Annotated in this window: 13 protein-coding genes; 10 read left to right on the top strand and 3 right to left on the bottom strand. The window is 56.4% G+C overall.

The genetic code is table 11. The features are described from left to right. Window positions 1-289 precede the first annotated feature (289 nt). From ACQE3D_RS16260 to ACQE3D_RS16250, 3 genes are all read right to left on the bottom strand, one after another. A complete protein-coding gene (locus ACQE3D_RS16260; protein WP_168028906.1) occupies window positions 290-937 on the bottom strand; it encodes a hypothetical protein in 648 nt (215 codons plus the stop codon). 171 nt (window positions 938-1,108) lie between these two features. After that, on the bottom strand, window positions 1,109-2,221 hold the full coding sequence (locus ACQE3D_RS16255; protein WP_313729726.1) for a phosphatidylinositol-specific phospholipase C: 1,113 nt from the start codon (window positions 2,219-2,221) through the stop codon (window positions 1,109-1,111). A 413-nt stretch (window positions 2,222-2,634) separates the two neighbouring features. After that, window positions 2,635-3,753, bottom strand: coding sequence for a hypothetical protein (locus ACQE3D_RS16250; RefSeq protein ID WP_313729727.1), 1,119 nt, complete (start codon window positions 3,751-3,753; stop codon window positions 2,635-2,637). A 454-nt stretch (window positions 3,754-4,207) separates the two neighbouring features. On the opposite strand from ACQE3D_RS16250, the gene ACQE3D_RS16245 reads away from it, so the two are divergent. From ACQE3D_RS16245 to ACQE3D_RS16200, 10 genes are all read left to right on the top strand, one after another. Then, window positions 4,208-6,238: a TonB-dependent receptor gene (locus ACQE3D_RS16245; RefSeq protein WP_313729728.1), complete on the top strand. Its 2,031-nt coding sequence runs from the start codon at window positions 4,208-4,210 to the stop codon at window positions 6,236-6,238. A 68-nt stretch (window positions 6,239-6,306) separates the two neighbouring features. Continuing rightward, window positions 6,307-7,524, top strand: coding sequence for a zinc metallochaperone GTPase ZigA (gene zigA, locus ACQE3D_RS16240; RefSeq protein WP_313729729.1), 1,218 nt, complete (start codon window positions 6,307-6,309; stop codon window positions 7,522-7,524). Further along, entirely contained in the window at window positions 7,511-7,744 is a 234-nt protein-coding gene (locus ACQE3D_RS16235) for a hypothetical protein (RefSeq protein ID WP_313729730.1), read from the top strand. Before zigA ends, ACQE3D_RS16235 begins: the two co-directional genes overlap by 14 nt. A gap of 7 nt (window positions 7,745-7,751) precedes the next feature. After that, window positions 7,752-8,525: a ZIP family metal transporter gene (locus tag ACQE3D_RS16230; protein ID WP_313729731.1), complete on the top strand. Its 774-nt coding sequence runs from the start codon at window positions 7,752-7,754 to the stop codon at window positions 8,523-8,525. Between the two features lie 10 nt (window positions 8,526-8,535). Then, window positions 8,536-9,252, top strand: a complete 717-nt coding sequence (locus ACQE3D_RS16225; protein ID WP_071160880.1) for a DUF1826 domain-containing protein — start codon at window positions 8,536-8,538, stop codon at window positions 9,250-9,252. Window positions 9,253-9,648: 396 nt separating this feature from the next. Then, the gene (locus ACQE3D_RS16220) at window positions 9,649-11,298 is read left to right on the top strand and encodes a formylmethanofuran dehydrogenase subunit A (protein ID WP_313729732.1); all 1,650 of its coding nucleotides are present in this window, start codon (window positions 9,649-9,651) and stop codon (window positions 11,296-11,298) included. 9 nt (window positions 11,299-11,307) lie between these two features. After that, window positions 11,308-12,096: a GTP cyclohydrolase FolE2 gene (gene folE2, locus ACQE3D_RS16215; RefSeq protein WP_313729733.1), complete on the top strand. Its 789-nt coding sequence runs from the start codon at window positions 11,308-11,310 to the stop codon at window positions 12,094-12,096. A 13-nt stretch (window positions 12,097-12,109) separates the two neighbouring features. Then, entirely contained in the window at window positions 12,110-13,102 is a 993-nt protein-coding gene (locus tag ACQE3D_RS16210) for a CobW family GTP-binding protein (RefSeq protein WP_313729734.1), read from the top strand. A 611-nt stretch (window positions 13,103-13,713) separates the two neighbouring features. After that, window positions 13,714-16,992 carry a leucine-rich repeat domain-containing protein gene (locus ACQE3D_RS16205; RefSeq protein WP_313729735.1) on the top strand — a complete coding sequence of 1,093 codons (3,279 nt, stop codon included), beginning with the start codon at window positions 13,714-13,716 and terminating at the stop codon, window positions 16,990-16,992. A gap of 680 nt (window positions 16,993-17,672) precedes the next feature. Continuing rightward, entirely contained in the window at window positions 17,673-18,476 is an 804-nt protein-coding gene (locus ACQE3D_RS16200) for a hypothetical protein (protein WP_313729736.1), read from the top strand. Window positions 18,477-18,488 lie beyond the last annotated feature (12 nt).

Genomic DNA, 18,488 nt, shown 5'->3' with positions numbered 1-18,488 from the left:
AATGCCGGTTCGCCGACAGGCTGCCGCGATGCTTGATTTCGATTGGTAATCAAGCTTGAGCTGGGTTACCCGATTTTGGAAGCGTCAGATTTCCGGTCAAATCAATGAAAGCTGGAGTTATCAAGGCGTGATTCCCAAACTGGCGTTTGGGAATCGCCGCTCTCTGCGTTTATTGCTCGGAGGTTTGCGTAGAGATGCCTGAATATTCCTTAAAGCATTTCGAGAGAAATCGATCGTAAAAAGTTTGCTTCGTTAAGACAGGGTCGGCCTTGTCTAGCAGGCCGCCGGACTAGACAGGATACGCGGTGACGCCGCCGGACGTGAAGCCGTTGGCGTCCTGTACCAAAATTTCCCATCCGTGTGCGGCCGTTGTGCTCCGCCGAATGATTGCGCTACCGGCCAGTGCGGGCAATGCTCGGACCAACACCTGATTGCCGTCGGGGTAAACGGGTAAGTTATTCCACGCCGCCTTGGTGGGTTCGTGATAAAAATAAATGCCTTTGGGTCCGCGATCGACCGCGACGATGGTGCAGCCGCCCAAGCCCACCGTGAAGATATATTGAACGGTTCCCGGCACGCTGTTGGCCGGTATGTAACCGAATTTGCTGGCGTCGTTGGTGTCTTCGTTGATGAAGGGTATCCAACCCGCGATGATCGGCGCGCCCTTGCGCGACGTTTGCGCGTACGCACCTTGTGCGCCAAGTATTTTTAAATCGACGACGGCCGGATACTTGGCGATGGGTACTAAGTCGAACTCCAATGGAATCCGGCATTTTCGTTTACTATCGCTAAATTGACTAGCCAAATGTTTGGCATTAATAGTTTCGTTTAAGCTGTCTTTACCATCCATGGTTTTTCCGGCGTTATAACTGTAAATGAGTTTTTGGCCCATATAGGTTGCCGGGTTGAGACGAAATGCCGCGTTATTGCCGTTCATGGAACACCTCGGGTTTGATAGTGGAAAGTCGCTACTTTCGTAAAAACACTAGCTGACTTTAATTTTCGGTGGCGAAGCCAAAATATTCATCATAATCAGCTGTTAAAATAAAGCCGCCCCTCGTGTTTTCTCTCATTGCGGAGAGTCGAGGGGCGATCCGTGTATTATGGGTTAATTGGTTTTTTTCAGAAGCACTTCGTTCATTGCAATAATGTTGTTCACCAAACTTCTACCCGGGAAGTCCATCATGACAATACCCATCCGTTTGGTCAGTTTGAGATTGATATTCAAGTTTTTATACAACTGATTGATGGATTGGTAATTAAGCGCCAAATCCGCCAGGAATTTGCTGCTGAGTTGATTGGTGCCCAGGAAAGCGATGGAGCACAATTTACCCAGGCAGCCGACTCTAGGAAAATCCGGATAGGTATTCGGACTGGTTAGCGTGGTTAAACCGGTCAATAATTGCGCTGCATTGGTTTCATGCGAACTGTGGCCGCTGGCGACAAAATAAGGGAATGAGCCGTTGCCGCCATCCAGGAAGTTAATATAAATTTTATTGGCATCGCCGGTTGAAGCGGCCATGAAATGCGCTTTGACTTGTTCCCATTTGCCGTACAAATCCCAGTTTGTTTTCAATTTGTAATTGTCCTGTACGGTACCTTGCTTGTAGATTTCGGAATAGTTAATACCAATGGGCGAACCGGAATAATTTTGTAACAATACCGCCTTACCCCGTATCTCGCCTAGCGTGGGATTAGTAGTACCTTGCAGATCCAAAAACAGGCCGGGGAACTTGCCGACGATGTAATTATAGGTATCGGAGAAACTGCGGGTATTATTCACGCCGACAACATCTTCAGTAACTCGCATAATCACGGTCTCGCTGGGATTAGCCGCCAAAAAGTCATCCACAGCGTTCAACACGTCCTGGTAGGTGGCATTTTGGGTAACCCCTGCGCGAGAAATAATTAAATTATCGTTTTTATGCCAGCAGCGTATATCCAGCACGCGGATTCCGGAGTTTAACTGATCGGCGACGCTCATTGATTGGGTTTGTATATCGTCGTCACCGTAACGAGCCATGGAATCGTGTGTCCCCGGCAGCGAAAGTTCGCTGAGTTTTAACGTATCCGGTAGCGTCTTCATCCACTGCTCGTTATTGTAAACGCCAATATAGGCATCGTGAGAATAGGCCGCCGTATCGATACCCGAAAATACGTTGCCGCTGAAGCAAGCTATACCGGCAAATGTTAAAGCAGCGAAAGTGGATTTTAGTTTCATGGTTGGATCCTCATATTGATGTTTTAAAAAAGATATTTAAGTGAAACGATCGATATATGAGGGGCAAACGCTGTGCCAGTTTGGCGAGATTATTTTAAATAACTGATTTACCTTGGAATAGTTAAGTTCGCTGTTGAACAAAATCGATATTATTGCGGATTCTGGCTACGATATTCAGTAGTGATGACGAAATATCGTAGCTGGGGTCGGTCAGCGAGTGGAATTGAAGCGAATGATTCAGTTCACTCAAAAAGGCGTTGGGCAAAGTCCGGTCGTCATCGAATCGCAATGCCATCGATCGCGGTTAAAGCTTTACCAGCCCAGCTGTTTCATTCTCCGGGGGGAGGCAGTGCTTTCATGATCGTGCGATCCATTGAGCGATTCGACTTACCGACATCACCGATGCTCCTGCTTCAGTGCGCGGTCGTGTAATAGGCAATGATTTTGTCGGCGACGGCCTTGGCGCCGGCGTCGCCGGTCAGCACCGCGTAGTAATAGAACGACAGCGCGATGTTCACGTAGGAAATGCCTTTTTCGACGCCGAGAAATTTGTCGCCGCCGGGATAGACCCGACTATTGCCGTCGGACAGGATTTCGCCGCTGGGCTTGATGCGGGTTTGTTCCCAAGCGATTCCCGAGCTTATTGCATCCCACAGCCTTTGCCTGATCGCCTGGTCCGCCGGATCGGCATTCAGATACAGAATAAACAAACGAAACAAGCTTACGCCCTGATAGCTGCTGTCATAGCCATCCAGTTCCGGCAACACGCCGTTCGGCCATTGGGCGTTCAAGCCCAGTTCGGTAAACGCGATACCGACATCGATCGCGTCCTGGCGGTTCAGAGCGCGGCCCACCAAATAGAAGCCGGCGCCGTCGTAATACAGGTGATTGGAGAGCGGCGTATCGTAATCGATCAACAAGTCCTGCTGGGTTAACAACCAGTCAATCGATAGGTCCGCCTGTTCCTTAATGAGGTCTATCCTGCGACGCAGGTCGGCGGTGTCGACGCTGCTTCGAAACCACGCGTTGCCGTCCAGCAAAATCAGCGAGCGGCCGAGTTCGCTGAAAAAGAATGTCGTCGCGTCGGCGTAGTCTTGCGGATAGGGTATCAAGTTGGCCGGTAGCGTCGGCGGAACCACGATCGGAAACGAACCGTCGGGATTTTGATGGTCGAAGGCGTATTCCAACGCTTTGATGCCGGATTCGAGGACGGCGGCGTTGCGCAGATACAAGCCGCGAACGATGGTCCAGGTCACGCCGTCCTGAAAGCGCACCGAAAAATAGCCCGGACGATTTCGCTGCAGCGCGCCTTGCGCATCCGGCACCGCCAGTCCGGCCAGACGATTGATCAGCGTCGCGTTGAAGGATTTGAGCAGCGACCATTCGTTCGTGGAGGGCATGGAGTAAACGCCCACCGGGATAGCCGGATTACTGAGCGCTTGCGTATCCGGCGCGGGATCGCTTGCCGCGACAGCGCAACTGAAAAGCGACGTTGCGGCAAACAGGATGCAAACCAACGGATTTTGGGGCATGTGGTCTCCTTGTCATCGAATGACTTTGGGTTGAATAACGCGAGAAGCCTGGCCGATGAACGGCGAGTTCGGCTAGCGGTTAGAGTATAGCGGCTTACACCAGGATGGCCGAAAGTCGCCGAACAGTCGCGTTATGAAATGACCGGCGTTGAACCGGACTAAGCATTCGGCAAAGCCTATCCGGTCGGCCCCAGTCGGACGGATGTGTCGGTGTATTGAATCTGCTACTCGCTAGCTCCCGCTTTTGAAGGCATTGTTAGCTCAAGCCGCTTTTTCAACGTTTTTGGGCCTCCGACTGGCCCGTTCAAATAATTTTCGTAACGATCTACGGAGCACCTTTATTGCATGGTAAGGAACTCACTCGGCGTTACCTGAGAAACCTGGGTGTTATATTGTTGCATTCGCATTCGTTATAATATAACATTTTTGCCGGCTCCCTTTTCCTGTTCCACCGATGAATAAAACTGCTTTTTTCTTGTTGATGCTGCCCGCGAGTTTGCTTCACGCGGAAACCCAAACCGACATCCCGCTGGACGAGGTTATTGTCACCGCGCCGTTGCCGGTGACAAAAGCCGAGGCCGGATCGCCGGTCACTGTGCTTAGCGACGACGAGTTGAGGATGAAAACCGGCCACAGCATAGGGGATACCTTGAAAAACGAACTGGGCATTTCCAGTCAGTCTTTCGGCCCCGGCGTCGGCACGCCGGTAATACGCGGCCAAGCCGGCCCGAGGGTCAGGGTGTTGAGCAATGGCATCGGCAGCAATGACGTGTCGGCGATCAGTCCGGACCACGCTACCAGCGTCGAGCCGCTGTTGGCCGAGCGCATCGAAGTGCTGCGCGGCCCGGCGACACTGCTGTACGGCAGCGGTGCGATGGGCGGTGTGGTCAACGTGATCGACAACCGGATTCCCGGCAAGGCCTTCGACAAAGCCTTGAACGCGGCGCTGGAGCAACGCTTCGACTCGACCAGCGACGAAACCAGCACCACGATGAAAGTCGAAGGCAGCAAGGATCACATTGCCTATCACTTGGACGGCTTTTATCGGCATCGCAATAAATTGGACATTGGCGGCCAGGGTATCGATACCGCCAAGGTAGCGATCACCGACCCTTCGTTGGAAGTCGTGGACAACCCGCGCGGCTATTTGAACAACACTGGTGCCGAGGCGATCAGCGGTTCGGCCGGCTTGTCCTGGGTCGGCGACAACGGCTTCGCCGGCGCGTCGATCAACAACTTGAACAATAGCTACGGCATTGCCCCGGACGGCACCGGCACGGAAACGGTGCGCATCGCGATGCGCCAGAACAAATACGATTTCAAGAGCGAACTGACTAATCCGCTACCGTTCGCGAAAACCTTGCGCACCCGGCTGGGCTACACCGATTACCAACACACCGAAATCGCCAACGGTGAACCCGGCGCTTTTTTCACGAATAAAAGCTACGAAGGCCGCGTCGAACTCAACCATCAAGACATCGGCCCGTTGCGCGGCGCGGTCGGCTTTCAAGCTCAGGTCAGCGATTTCAACGCCGTCGAGAAACTGACCGGCGCCAGCATCGTACCGCGCTCGGACACCTATAGCTATGGTGTGTTCGGCGTCGAGGCCTTCGATTTGGGCCCGGTCACCTACCAACTCGGCACCCGTGTCGAGCAAACCGACATACATCCTGACGGCTTCGCCCCATTAAGTTACACGCCGGTTAGCGCCTCGGTGTCGGCACTGTGGAAGCTGGACAGCCGCAACAGTCTGAATTTGGCAATCACCCGCTCGTCGCGGGCGCCCAATGTCCAGGAACTGCTGGCCAACGGCTATCACGACGCCACCCGCAGCTTCGAACTGGGCAGCTTGAGCTTGAAGGAAGAAACCGCTTATAACCTGGACCTGGGCTACCGTTTTAAAAGCGACTGGCTGCGCGCGGAGTTGGATTTGTTCCACAACTGGGCCGGCGATTACATTTACCAGCACCGCACCGGCGCCTTCGTCGACGAAGAGGGCAACCCTTGCGCCGTGGACTGTAAACCGGTGGTGCAAAGCAGCCAGCAAGACGCCATTTTCAAAGGCTACGAGGCCAAGCTGATTTTCCCGGTCGTCGAAAATCACCTGGGTTTGGTGGAGCTGACCTTGTTCAGCGATTACACCCGGGGCGAATTCAAAACCGGTGGCGACGTGCCGCGCATGCCGCCACTACGCTACGGGCTGCAACTGGACTACAACAAAGACAAGGTCTCCAGCTACCTGCGCCTGACCCGCGCCGACGATCAGACCCACGTCGGCGAGTTCGAGACTTCGACGGCCGGCTATTACTTGCTGAACGCTGGCGTCAACTACCAAATCAAAGCCGCCGGCGACGCCAAGCTGTTGGTATTCGCCAAGGGCAACAACTTGCTCGATCAAAACATCCGCAACGCCACGTCGTATTTGCGCAATTTCGCGCCGGAGGCCGGTCGCGGCGCGGAAGTCGGATTTAGACTGAGCTATTAATAAGCAAGGGCGCCGCGATTCGCTGGCGCCCTTTTTTTGGACTGCAATTGTTATAGTATAACATCGGCATGACTACACTAATTCCATCCAAGCTGCCCGTCACGGTCTTGTCCGGCTTTCTCGGCGCCGGTAAAACCACACTACTCAACCATATTCTCGGTAACCGGGAAAACCGGCGAGTGGCGGTGATCGTCAACGACATGAGCGAGGTAAATATCGACGCCGCGCTGGTCAAGAACGAGGTGCAACTGAATCGCGGCCAGGAAAAGCTGGTCGAAATGAGCAACGGGTGTATTTGCTGCACCCTGCGAGAGGACTTGCTGATCGAGGTCGGCAAACTGGCCAAGGACGGCCGCTTTGATTATTTGGTGATCGAGTCCACCGGCATTGCCGAACCGCTGCCGATTGCAGAGACCTTCACCTTTCGCGACGACAGCGGCATCAGCCTGTCCGACATCGCCAAGCTGGATACGCTGGTGACCGTGGTCGATGCCGTGAATTTCCTGCGCCAATACCAGGAAGCCTTGAGTTTGAAGGAAGCCGGCGAAGCCTTGGGCGAAGACGACGAGCGCAATGTCGCCGACCTGCTGGTCGACCAGATCGAATTCGCCAACGTCATTTTGATTTCCAAGATCGACTTGATCGCCGGCGACGAAATCGCCAATCTGCAAGCGATTTTGCGCAGTCTGAATCCCGATGCCGAAATCGTGTCGATGGTCATGGGCCAAGTCGATCTCGGTAAGGTGCTGGACACCGGTCTGTTCGACTTCGAAAAAGCCGAGCAAGCGCCGGGTTGGCTGAAGGAGTTGCGCGGCGAGCACGTTCCCGAGACCGAGGAGTACGGCATCTCCAGCTTCGTTTACCGCGCCCGCCGGCCGTTTCATACCGAGCGCTTTTACCGCCACTTGCACGAAGGCGAATGGGACAACGGCACCTTGCTGCGTTCCAAGGGCTTTTTCTGGTTGGCTTCGCGCCCCGAATACGCCGGCAACTGGTCGCAAGCCGGCGGCATCATGCGCCACGGCCTGGCCGGGCGCTGGTGGGCCTCGGCACCCGAGGAGCAATGGCCGGCCGAGTATCTGGACGACATCCGCGAACAATGGGTCGAGCCCTACGGCGATTGCCGCCAGGAACTGGTCTTCATCGGTCAGAATGTGGATGCCGAAAAGCTCCGTCGCGAACTGGACGCTTGCCTGCTGACCGACGCCGAATTAGCGGCGGGGCCGGATGTGTGGCGAAAACTTCGGGACGATTTCCCACGGTGGTTTAGCGATGGCGGACACTGATGGCTTTCCGCCGTTGACCGGTGGCGAACTGCCGTCGATGCTCGGAGTCGTGCTGCGCTTGCGCGACCAAGCCTCGCGGCGAGACGCGTTGATCTCCGCCTATCTGCTGATACTGGGTTGCACCGTCGCAGGGGTGCTCTTTCAAGCTCAGTCCCGGCGGGTCGCCGACTTTATCGACCACCCGCACCGTCAACACCTTTCGTTTCCACATCGGGGGTAGCGCCGCCATGAATACTTATTTAGCCACCATCGCCGCCAGTCTCGCGGTCAGCCTGTGCTCGCTATCCAGCGCGTTTGCATTGTGGCTACCGGCGGCAAGTTTGAAGCGCATCGTGCCGTTCCTGGTGGCACTGGCCGTCGGGGTTTTACTGGGCGACGCCTTCATTCACTTGATTCCGGACGCGGTCGCCCGCCAAGGTTCGGTGAGTACGGTGTGCATGACCGCGTTGATCGGTGTGTTCGGTTTTTTCGTATTGGAAAAGCTGGTGCGCTGGCGCCACGACCACAACGTCGACACCCGGCCTGCCGGTAGCGAAATCCTGCCGTTGGCAAAAATGAATTTGATCGGCGACGCCATCCACAACTTCGTCGACGGCATTCTGATCGCCGGCAGTTTCCTGGCTGATCCGGCGCTGGGCCTGACCACCACGCTGGCCATCGTCGCCCACGAAGTGCCTCAGGAACTCGGCGATGTCGGCGCATTGCTGCGCGGCGGTTATGCGCCTAGGCAGGCGGTGTTGTACAACTTTTATTGCTCGCTGAGCGTCGTGCCCGGCGCCTTGTTTACCTTGCTGCTCAGTCAGGTCGCCGCATCGTCCTTGGTCGTGTTGTTGCCGATCGCCGCCGGCGGTTTCATCTACATTGCCGCTTCCGACCTGATTCCGGTGCTGCACGAGCGCTCGACCTTGCGCCATCTCGGCGGCCAAAGCGCGTCGTTCGCGCTCGGGATTGCCTTCATGCAAGGTATCGTCGTTTTCGAACAATCCCTGTTAGCCCACTAAGGAGTGACCCATGTTTGCCCGCGCACCTTTCGCTCAAACGGTCGGATCGCCACGGGTACCGCCCAACAGCTTTCAACCGCTGGAGCGACGCCCCGCGACCAAAACCGTGATGTCCGATCGATTTGCCGATCTGGCCCGAATCTACGAGGAGGACGTCAATCTGTGTTTGATCGACCGACCGTTACCGCTCGAGATCGAAGGCTTCGTCTACGCCGCGCTAAGCAACAAGACCAGAATCGAAATCAGCCAGGCTGTCGATCCCAGCCGTTACGACTTTGGGGCCATTTGGCCGCAAGTTGCCGCTCTGGACGGCTTCCAGGCTTGGCTGGACGACGTGGTCTGGTTGACCTCGGCGTTTTGCGAATTGTTCGGCCAGCGCGAAGCCGGCCTGCGCTTGCGGACTCTGGATAACGCGATGTGCCCGCGTTTTCACGTCGATAGGGTGCCGGCGCGGATGATTTGCAGTTATGGCGGCATCGGCACCGAATGGCTGCCGGAATACGCGGTCGATCGCGACAAACTGGGCATGGGTGGGTGCGGCGTACCGGATCAAGTATCCGGGTTGATCGCCGACGCCACCGCGATTCGGCAAATGCCGGCTTACGCGGTCGGTTTGATGAAGGGCGAGCACTGGGTAGGCAATGAAGGCCGCGGTTTGGTCCACCGTTCGCCAACCCCAACCGCGGTCCAGCCGCGGCGGCTGTTGTTGACCTTGGATATGTTGTGAGCCGCCGGGGCGTTGCCGCTCGCTTTCCGGCCTATCGTCGTCGAAGGCTGCGGCTCGAACGGCGCCAATCACCATCGACCAAGCGGAGCCAATCTCCGGTGGCTGAGCGGAATCCATTGCCGTTGGCCAAGCGGAGCCAATCTCCGTTGGCAGTGCGGAGTCTATGGTTGTTGGTCAAGCGGAGCCAATCTCCGTTGCCTGAGCGGAGTCTATGGTCGTTGACCAAGCGGAGCCAATCTCCGTTGGCTGTGCGGAGTCTATGGTTGTTGATCAAGCGGAGCCAATCTCCGGTGGCTGAGCGGAGTCGAAGCCAGCCGTGTTTGGCTATACCCGGCTTTCGGCCATTGATTCGTTGGGAATCTCAAGCTTGGTACGCGGTGAGTACCCTACCATCTTATGTTGATTAAGCTCCACAACGGCGCCATTTACGACCCGGCGCAAAATCTGCACGGCCAAATCGGCGACCTGTTCATCCGCGACGGCATCATCGTCGCCGACCCTGGTCCGAACGCGCGTTTCGATGCGATTTACGACGCCACCGGCCAGATCGTCATGGCCGGCGCCATCGACATTCACAGCCACATCGCCGGCGGCAACGTCAACACCGCCAGACTGTTACTGCCGGAGCAGCACCGCAACCGGATGGTGCGGCGGCTCAATCATCCGTTTTCCACTGCCAAATGGTCCAGTACCGACATCGGCTATCGCTACGCCCGGATGGGCTACACCTGCGTGGCCGAACCGGCCATGCTACCGGTCGGCGCGCTGGACGTGCATCTGCAAATGGCCGACATCCCAATCATCGACACCGCCGCGCTGGCGATACTCGGCAACGACGATCTGCTGTTGCGGCTGATGCGTGCCAAGGCCGGCCAAAATCAAATCAACGATTACGTGGCCTGGACTTTAAATGCCACTAGGGCTTTGGGATTGAAAGTCATCAATGCCGGCGGCGCCAACGCCTTCAAAAGCAACGTCCGCCAGTTCGATCTGGACGACATCGTGCCCGATTACGGCGTCAGTTCCCGACAAATTCTGCAAACCCTGCAACGCGCCGCCTGCGAATTGGGCGTACCGCATCCGGTACACGTGCACTGCAACAATCTGGGCACGCCCGGCAACGTCGAAACCGCCGTCGCCACGATGGAGGCCGCGCAAGGCCTGCCCATGCATCTGGCCCATATTCAGTTTTACGCTTACGGAGCGGAAGGCGCCAAGGGCTTTTCGTCGGCGGCCGCGCGATTATTGGAAGCCTTCAACCGCCATCCCAATATCACGATGGATGTCGGCCAAGTCCTGTTCGGCCAAACCGTGACGATCTCCGGCGACGTGATCGCCCAATACAGCCGCCACGCCGATGCCAGCCCGAGCAAATACGTGATGTGGGACGCCGAGAACGAAGGCTCGGGCGGCGTGGTGCCGTATCGTTACCGCGAAGCCAGTTTCGTCAACACTTTGCAATGGGCGATCGGCCTGGAATTGTTCTTACTGGCCGACGCGCCGGAACGTTTGTTCTTCACCACCGACCACCCCAACGGCGCGCCGTTCACCGCCTACCCGGAATTAATCCGCCTGTTGATGGACGCCGATTACCGGCGGGAATGCATGGCGCACCTGAACCAGGAGGCCCTGGCCCTGACTTTGTTGCCGAGTCTGAAACGCGAATTGACGCTGACCGAAATCGCCACGATGACCCGCTCCGCCGCCGCCAAGTTGCTGGGCCTAAACGACCGCGGCAACCTGGCACCGGGGGCGGTCGCCGACATCGCCGTCTACAATCCGGGCCAAATTGCTGGCGCTCGTCCCGACTACCGGGCCATGTTCGCCGATGCCGCATTGGTGTTCAAAAACGGTCGAGTGGTGGTCAAGGACGGCGTGGTGGTCGACCGCCCGGAGGGGCAAGCGCAGGCCGTCTCGCCGGATTACGACGCCGGCATCGCCCGCACCGTCAAGCAGCATTTCGACCGCTTCTACAGCCTGAAACTCGATCAATACGCGGTCAACGACGGCGATTTCGGCGAGCGGCCACGTTTTCATTACCTGTAAACCAAACCCATGACGCCCATCGAAGACATCCAAGCCCGCGCCGACAATCGCCGCATTGCCATCGACAAAGTCGGCATCAAGGACATTCTGCATCCGGTGCGGGTTCAGGACAAAAGCGTCGGCGAACAACGCACCGTGGCTCGCTTCGCGATGTACGTGAATCTGCCTCACGACTTCAAGGGCACTCACATGTCGCGCTTCGTCGAAATCCTCAATAGCCACGACCGGGAAATCAGCATCGCCTCGTTTCCGGCCATGCTCCGCGAAATGCTGGACCGGCTGGAAGCCGAATCCGGCTATATCGACATGCGCTTTCCGTACTTTATCGAGAAAGCCGCGCCGATCAGCGGCGTGCGCAGCCTGCTGGATTACCAGGTCGGTTTCATCGGCGAAATCGATGCTGCCGGCTGCCGCGCCAAGGTACAAGTCGTGGTGCCGGTCACCAGCTTGTGCCCGTGCTCCAAGGAAATTTCCGAGCGCGGCGCCCACAACCAGCGCTCCCACGTGACGGTCACGGTGGCGACCGACAGCTTTATTTGGGTGGAAGATCTGATTGCATTGGTCGAAACCGAAGCCTCGTCGCCGATCTACGGCCTGCTGAAGCGCCCGGACGAAAAATACGTCACCGAATACGCCTACGACCACCCGAAATTCGTCGAGGACATGGTTCGAGACGTGGCGGCCCGCCTCGACGCCGAAGCACGTATCAGCGCCTACACCGTGGAATCGGAAAACTTCGAATCGATCCACAACCACTCGGCTTACGCGTTGATCGAGCGTCGCAAGCCGCGGCTCTAATCCCGGAGGCCTCATGCAAACCAAGTTGACACACAGCGACCGGATACCGGTCACGATCCTGACCGGTTTCCTCGGCGCCGGCAAAACCACGTTGCTCAACCGCATCCTCACCGAACACCACGGCCGGCGCATCGCGGTCATCGAAAACGAGTTCGGCGAGGCCGGCATCGACAACGAGTTGCTGGTGCAAGCCGACGAACAAATCGTCACGATGAACAACGGCTGTATTTGCTGCACGGTGCGCGGCGACTTGGTACGCATCCTCGGCGAATTGTCCGAGCGCCGGGAAAGCGGCGAGCTGTATTTCGAGCGAGTCGTCATCGAAACCACCGGTCTGGCCGATCCGGCGCCGGTGGCCCAAACCTTTTTCATCGATCAGGATATCGCCGAAAACTACAAGTTGGACGCCATCGTCACCGTCGTCGATGCCGCGCACGCCCATCAACAATTGGCGGAACACCACGAAGCCCAGGAACAAGTCGGCTTCGCCGACCGAATCTTGCTGTCCAAAACCGACTTGGTCGCAGCCGAAATCGCCGCCGACCTGGAAAGCCGGCTAAGGGCGATGAATCCCAGGGCACCGATCAAGCGCGTACATTTCGGCGAAACCGAGTTGAGCAACATTCTGGACATCGACGGCTTCAAACTGGACGACATCCTGAATATCGAGCCGGATTTCTTGGAAGACCTCAGCCACGAACACGATGACGACATCACTTCCTTCGTGTTCGAAACCGACCGCGCGCTGGACGCCGCGCGGATTCTGGCCTTTCTCGACATCATGGTCCGCGATCACGGTAACGACCTGCTGCGCTACAAAGGCATATTGCACATCGCCGGCTGCGACAAGAAAGTCATCTATCAAGGTGTACACATGCTGCTGACCGAAAGCTTCGGCAATCCCTGGCCCGCCGGCGAAACCCGCGCCTCGCGGCTGGTATTCATAGGCCGCAACCTGCCCAGGCAAGAGATGTTGGAAGCACTGGCCTCCTGCCAAGTCGCCTGAGCGGGCACAACCGGGAGTGCAAACCTAGGTTTGTACTCCGGCGTTTGGACACCGCTGATTGGGCATCTGCATCGCCGTCTTGCTTGCCGCTACCCGCCGTTAGGCAATATCGACGGCTCGTTCGGCGACCGAACAAGCCGGTTTGGAATTTCAAGTTTTGAGCGTTCAGCGGTTGCAATGACCGGCGATCGGCCGCCGCCGTCCAGCCGGAACTTTCCGCATGCTTACCGGCGGTAATGGATTGGTTAGACCTGACGAATACAGTAGCCGGGCGTCGGGGTCGGATATGCGGAGCACCGCTGATTGGAGTACAAACCTAGGTTTGTACTCCGAGGTTTGATGGTCTCGGCAAGCCGCCGGGCGGCGCCGCGCTTTTGCCAAGGTTCGCCAGTTTTGGGGCTGGGCGGCGGTCTTAAAGTCACGGGCTTATCGAAACGTCGGCGGTCGCGGCGAAAGTCCCACCCCGCGAGCGTTGCGGTTCCGGAACGAAGCGGTTGCGCGCTTTCCCGGAAATTGCGGTCTGTCTGGATTAGATCATCCTCGTCTGAGTCGACAAACCCCATTGCCTTCCGTGTTAGATTATCGGCACCGTTATCAAAGGAACTGCCCGAATGTCCGAACAAGCCCTGAAGCGAATTGCCGAGAATAAGTTGACGCAAAATCCGGAGCTGGATTTAAGTAACTGCGATTTAGTCCATTTGCCGGACCAGCTTGAAGAATGCACTTGGCTGCAGTCGTTAAATCTAAATTTTAATTACGAACTTGCCGACTTTACCCTGCTGGCGGGCCTGATCCAGTTGCAGCAACTTGACTGCTTCAAGACCCAAATCAGCGATTTGACGCCGCTGGCTGGCCTGATCCAGTTGCAGCAACTTGACTGCTCCGGGACCCAAATCGGCGATCTGATGCCGTTGGCAGATTTGACTCAGCTACAACAACTTTACTGCTCCGGGACCCAAATCAGCGATTTGACGCCGCTGGCGGGCCTGATCCAGCTGCAGCAACTTTATTGCACCGCGACCAAAATCGGCGATTTGACGCCGCTGGCCGGCCTGATCCAGTTGCAGCAACTTGCCTGCTCCGGGACCCAAATCAGCGATTTGATACCGCTGGCGGGCCTGATTCAGTTGCAGCAACTTGACTGCTCCGGGACCCAAATCAGCGATCTGACGCCGTTGGCAGGCTTGACCCAGTTACAGCAACTTGACTGCTCCGGGACCCAAATCAGCGATCTGACGCCGTTGGCAGGCTTGACCCAGTTACAGCAACTTGACTGCTCCGGGACCCAAATCAGCGATCTGACGTCGTTGGCAAGCTTGACCCAGCTACAGCAACTTGGCTGCTCCTCGACGCAAATCAGCGATTTGACGCCGCTGGCGGGCCTGATCCAGTTGCAGCAACTTGACTGCTCCGAGACTCAAATTAGCGATTTGAGGCCGCTGGCGGCCCTGATCCAATTGCAGCAAATTGACTGCTCCGAGGCCCAAATCAGTGATCTGACGCCGCTGGCGGGCCTGATCCAGTTGCAGCAACTTGATTGCTCCGCAACCCAAGCTAGCGATTTGACGCCGCTGGCAGGCTTGACCCAACTGCAGGAACTTCGCTGCTATGCCACTCAAATTAACGATTTGACGCTATTGAAAGGCTTGACCCAGCTACAGCAACTTGACTGCTACCGCACCCAAATCAACGATTTGACGCCTTTGACCGGCTTAAATAATTTAAAAAAGCTGGATGCCGGTTTTACTGAAATTACCGATCTTTGGCCGCTTCTTGGCCTTATTCAAAATCGAATAGATGTATCTTGGAATTCTGGAGAATTTTATGAGAATAGCTCTGTCATTTGTATCGAAGATTGTCCGCTAGTCTGCCCACCGGCTGAAATCGCCCGCGACTCGCCGCAGGCGGTGCGCGATTATTTCGAGGAATTGGGCGACGACGGCGCGCTGCTCAACGAGGTCAAGGTGATCTTTCTCGGCGAGGCCTCGGCCGGTAAGACCTCGCTGGTCAAACGGCTGATGAACGAGCCGTTCGATGACCATGAAAGCCAGACCCACGGCATTCGCATTCGCCAGGCCAACTTCGAGATGAGCGACGGCGAGCAAGTCGCCGCGCATTTATGGGACTTCGGCGGCCAGGAAGTGATGCACGCCACCCACCAGTTTTTTCTGTCGCAGCGTAGCGTCTACGTGCTGCTGCTGAACAGCCGCAACGACGACCAGGCCGAAAAATGGCTGAAGCACGCCGACAGTTTCGGTGGCCGTTCGCCTGTGTTGGTGGTGTTGAACAAAATCGACGAGAACCCGTCGTTCGAAGTCGAACGCAAAAGCCTCCAGGAAAAATACCCGCGCATCCAAGGTTTTTACCGGTTGTCCTGCGCCGAGGCCGAACATCCTGGCTTTATCGAGTTTCGCGAAGCCTTGCGCCGGCAGATCGAAGCCGCCGACACCCGCCGCACGCCGTTCCCCAAACATTGGCTGGCGGTCAAGCAACGCTTCGTCGAAATGCAGCAGGATTACGACTTTATCGAATCCGACGCCTACCGCCGGGTTTGCGAAGAACTCGGCGTCAACCGGCCGTTGAGCCAGGACGTGCTGCTGCAGTTTCTGCACGATCTGGGCGTATTGATCAATTTCCGCAACCTGCAGAATTTCGACACGCAAATCCTCAATCCGCTGTGGTTGACCAACGGCGTTTACCGCATCGTCAATTCCGCGCTGGTCGCCGACCAAGGCGGCGTGCTGCGGGAAGCGGACTTCGACGCGGTGATCAACGATCCGCGCTACAAACAGCACAATACCGGCGAACGCGAATTCGTGTATCCCAAAGCCAAATTGCTGTACATCGTGCGGGTGATGCAGGAATTCGAGCTGTGCTTCCCGGCCGGTCCCGGCGATTTCATCGTGCCGCAATTGTTGCCGGCCAACGCGCCGGAATTTCAGGCCGACGGCCCGCTGCTGCGTTTTGTCGTGCACTTTCCCAGCTTTTTGCCGAACAGCGTATTTCCGCGGCTGATGGTGAAACTGCATGCGTTCATTCGCGGCGGAGAGCGCTGGCGCACCGGCATGGTGTTGCACAAACCTTCGGTGTTCGATGCGCTGGCCAGGGTGCGTTGGGACAAGGAAGACCAAAAGCTGTTGATCGATATTTGCGGTGACGAGCGGCGGCGCTTGCTAAGTTTTATCCGGGAAACCATCAAGGAAATCGTCGCCGACTTTAGCGGTTTGGCTTTCGAAGAATGGGTGCCGGTGCCGGGTTGCGGCGCGTACAAAGATTACGAAGAATTGGTCGAAGCGGAAAAAGCCGGCGAAACGAGCATTTTCGTCAAGGAATTGAAAACCCGCGTTGCGATCGCCGATCTGCTGGACGGCGTCGAGGAAGCGGCGATGCGCGATGAGGATCTGCAACTGCCGGTCAAAGCCTTCGTCTCGTACTCGCACAAAGATTTGGCCTTTGTCAAAACCCTGCAAAGCGCCTTGTCGCCGCTGGTGCGCCTGCAAAAGCTCAGCCTGTGGCACGACCGCGACATCGACGCCGGCGAGGAATGGCGGCCGGAGATCTTGCAGCAACTGGCCCAGGCCGACATCGTGCTATGTCTGGTCAGCCCCGACTTCGTGGCATCGGATTTTTGCTACTTGCAGGAATTCGAAGCGGCCTTGGCCGCGCACCGGCGCGGCGAGCAATTCGTCATGCCGATCCGCTTACGGGAAACCGATTGGCAAGGCTTGCCGCTGGCCGAGATTCAGGGCGCGCCGGAGGAATGGATCGGCAACGCCGCCAATCCGGACCAAGCCTGGTGTCGGGTGTCCGAACGGTTGCGGCCGGTCATAGACAAAGCCAGGGAGCGGAAACGGCGCAAATTGCGGGAAGAGGGCGAGCGGTTACGTTGACGATGCGCGCCGGGGCCAGACCGCCAAAACGGCCAGGCTTGCGATTTACGGCGGTTAAAGTGTACTTCGCGCCAATTTAACCGCGCGGGTTGGCTTTTTTGCGGTTCCCGGTGGCGAAATAAATGCGAATTACGCCGTCGGAAACGTTCACCATGACTCAGGGAACGCTCCCAGAACTTTTAGCAACGTTCCCAGCGCTCTCATCCGTGTTTTCAGCCATCTTGGGGGCTTTCCCAGAAGTCTTGGCGAGGTTCCCGGCCGTTTTTGGGGACACCCCGGCGCCGAAAAAAATGTCCCCGAACTCGCCAGGAAGGTTCCCGAAGTCGTTGTGAGTGTTTATGGCGCGATGATTGGCGTTTTAAATTCGGCGGTAAACCTCAATTCCGTGTCCGGAAACGAGCTTAATGGCGGCATGAGGCATGCGCTAAACGCAATGGCGGCCACAACCGATGGCCGCAAACCAATGATTCGGAAAGAGTGGGTAAGTCCAAGAGAGATTCAGTTCGGCAATTCCGTGCAGATTGGCGAATCGACACGAATATCATGGCTGTGAAAAATTACCTCAAAAACCCGATTTAGCCTGATATAGAATTCAATTCCAGTATCGTTTGTATTGAATGGGTTTTCCATTGGGTTTCTCGGCCGTGAATGAAAGTCCCAAATCAACGGAGATTGCGGATATGCCGAATATAAAATACGTTCTGCTATTTTTGGTTGCCTCGATATTAGCGAACGGCTGTGCCAGTTTTGGAATATATGCTCCCAAGGATCTATCGACTATCAAACTGCCCGCCGCCGCCCGTATCGATATTAAAGCAACACCCAGTATCGACCGAAGTTCGGTAAAACTGGACGTCGGCACGGTTCGAGAGATCGATATTACCCATCAAGTGCCTTATATTTCGGACAGCGAACGCACGGGTAGTATGCAATTGCCGGCCGGCAAACACACCATAACCGCCGAAGCGGATGTTCCCTGCTGGTATTGCTCTCCCAACCCGACGCATTTCGTCGACACAGCGAATATCTGCGTCGCCCCGGAAACCTGGCCCGCCGGACAAAAAAATTACACGTTAATCAACGAAGCGAGCGGTGCGGTGATGGGAAAAACCGCCAACGATGGCTTGGAAATGACCGCCGACTCAGGTTCGCCCGCTAGCCGTTGGGATTTTATGACCGTATACAGCATTCAACAGATCGGCATGATCGCCAGCGTCGATAACGCCTGCTTATGCCTACGCGTGGGCGACTCGAATCAAATTGACTTGGCTATCTGCGATTCGACCGACCGCAACCAGCTTTGGGAAGCCATGCCGGTGCCAAACGACAATGCTTTTGTCATTAGAAACGTCAATAACTTTTCTTGCTTGACCCAAGTAGCCAATAATTCCTTGGGCTATTTTTCGTGCGACGCGAACCCGAACCAAAACCAGAATTGGAAACCCAGAAACAATAATCTAGGCCGAATAGAACAACCGTTTTAAAAGACAATCGAT

The organism is Methylomonas sp. MS20 (assembly GCF_050275925.1).
In the GTDB taxonomy this organism is placed as follows: domain Bacteria; phylum Pseudomonadota; class Gammaproteobacteria; order Methylococcales; family Methylomonadaceae; genus Methylomonas; species Methylomonas koyamae_A.
The sequence above is the reverse complement of the archived record's forward strand: the minus strand, read 5'-3'. Positions and strand labels throughout refer to the sequence as shown.

Excerpts from the sequence above, each read along its gene's own strand:
- ACQE3D_RS16210 (WP_313729734.1), top strand. The coding sequence starts at position 12,110 with ATGCAAACCAAGTTGACACACAGCGACCGGATACCGGTCACGATCCTG.
- ACQE3D_RS16255 (WP_313729726.1), bottom strand. The coding sequence starts at position 2,221 with ATGAAACTAAAATCCACTTTCGCTGCTTTAACATTTGCCGGTATAGCT.
- ACQE3D_RS16225 (WP_071160880.1), top strand. The coding sequence starts at position 8,536 with ATGTTTGCCCGCGCACCTTTCGCTCAAACGGTCGGATCGCCACGGGTA.
- ACQE3D_RS16235 (WP_313729730.1), top strand. The coding sequence starts at position 7,511 with ATGGCGGACACTGATGGCTTTCCGCCGTTGACCGGTGGCGAACTGCCG.
- ACQE3D_RS16250 (WP_313729727.1), bottom strand. The coding sequence starts at position 3,753 with ATGCCCCAAAATCCGTTGGTTTGCATCCTGTTTGCCGCAACGTCGCTT.
- ACQE3D_RS16260 (WP_168028906.1), bottom strand. The coding sequence starts at position 937 with ATGAACGGCAATAACGCGGCATTTCGTCTCAACCCGGCAACCTATATG.
- ACQE3D_RS16200 (WP_313729736.1), top strand. The coding sequence starts at position 17,673 with ATGCCGAATATAAAATACGTTCTGCTATTTTTGGTTGCCTCGATATTA.
- ACQE3D_RS16245 (WP_313729728.1), top strand. The coding sequence starts at position 4,208 with ATGAATAAAACTGCTTTTTTCTTGTTGATGCTGCCCGCGAGTTTGCTT.
- zigA (WP_313729729.1), top strand. The coding sequence starts at position 6,307 with ATGACTACACTAATTCCATCCAAGCTGCCCGTCACGGTCTTGTCCGGC.
- ACQE3D_RS16205 (WP_313729735.1), top strand. The coding sequence starts at position 13,714 with ATGTCCGAACAAGCCCTGAAGCGAATTGCCGAGAATAAGTTGACGCAA.
- ACQE3D_RS16220 (WP_313729732.1), top strand. The coding sequence starts at position 9,649 with ATGTTGATTAAGCTCCACAACGGCGCCATTTACGACCCGGCGCAAAAT.
- folE2 (WP_313729733.1), top strand. The coding sequence starts at position 11,308 with ATGACGCCCATCGAAGACATCCAAGCCCGCGCCGACAATCGCCGCATT.
- ACQE3D_RS16230 (WP_313729731.1), top strand. The coding sequence starts at position 7,752 with ATGAATACTTATTTAGCCACCATCGCCGCCAGTCTCGCGGTCAGCCTG.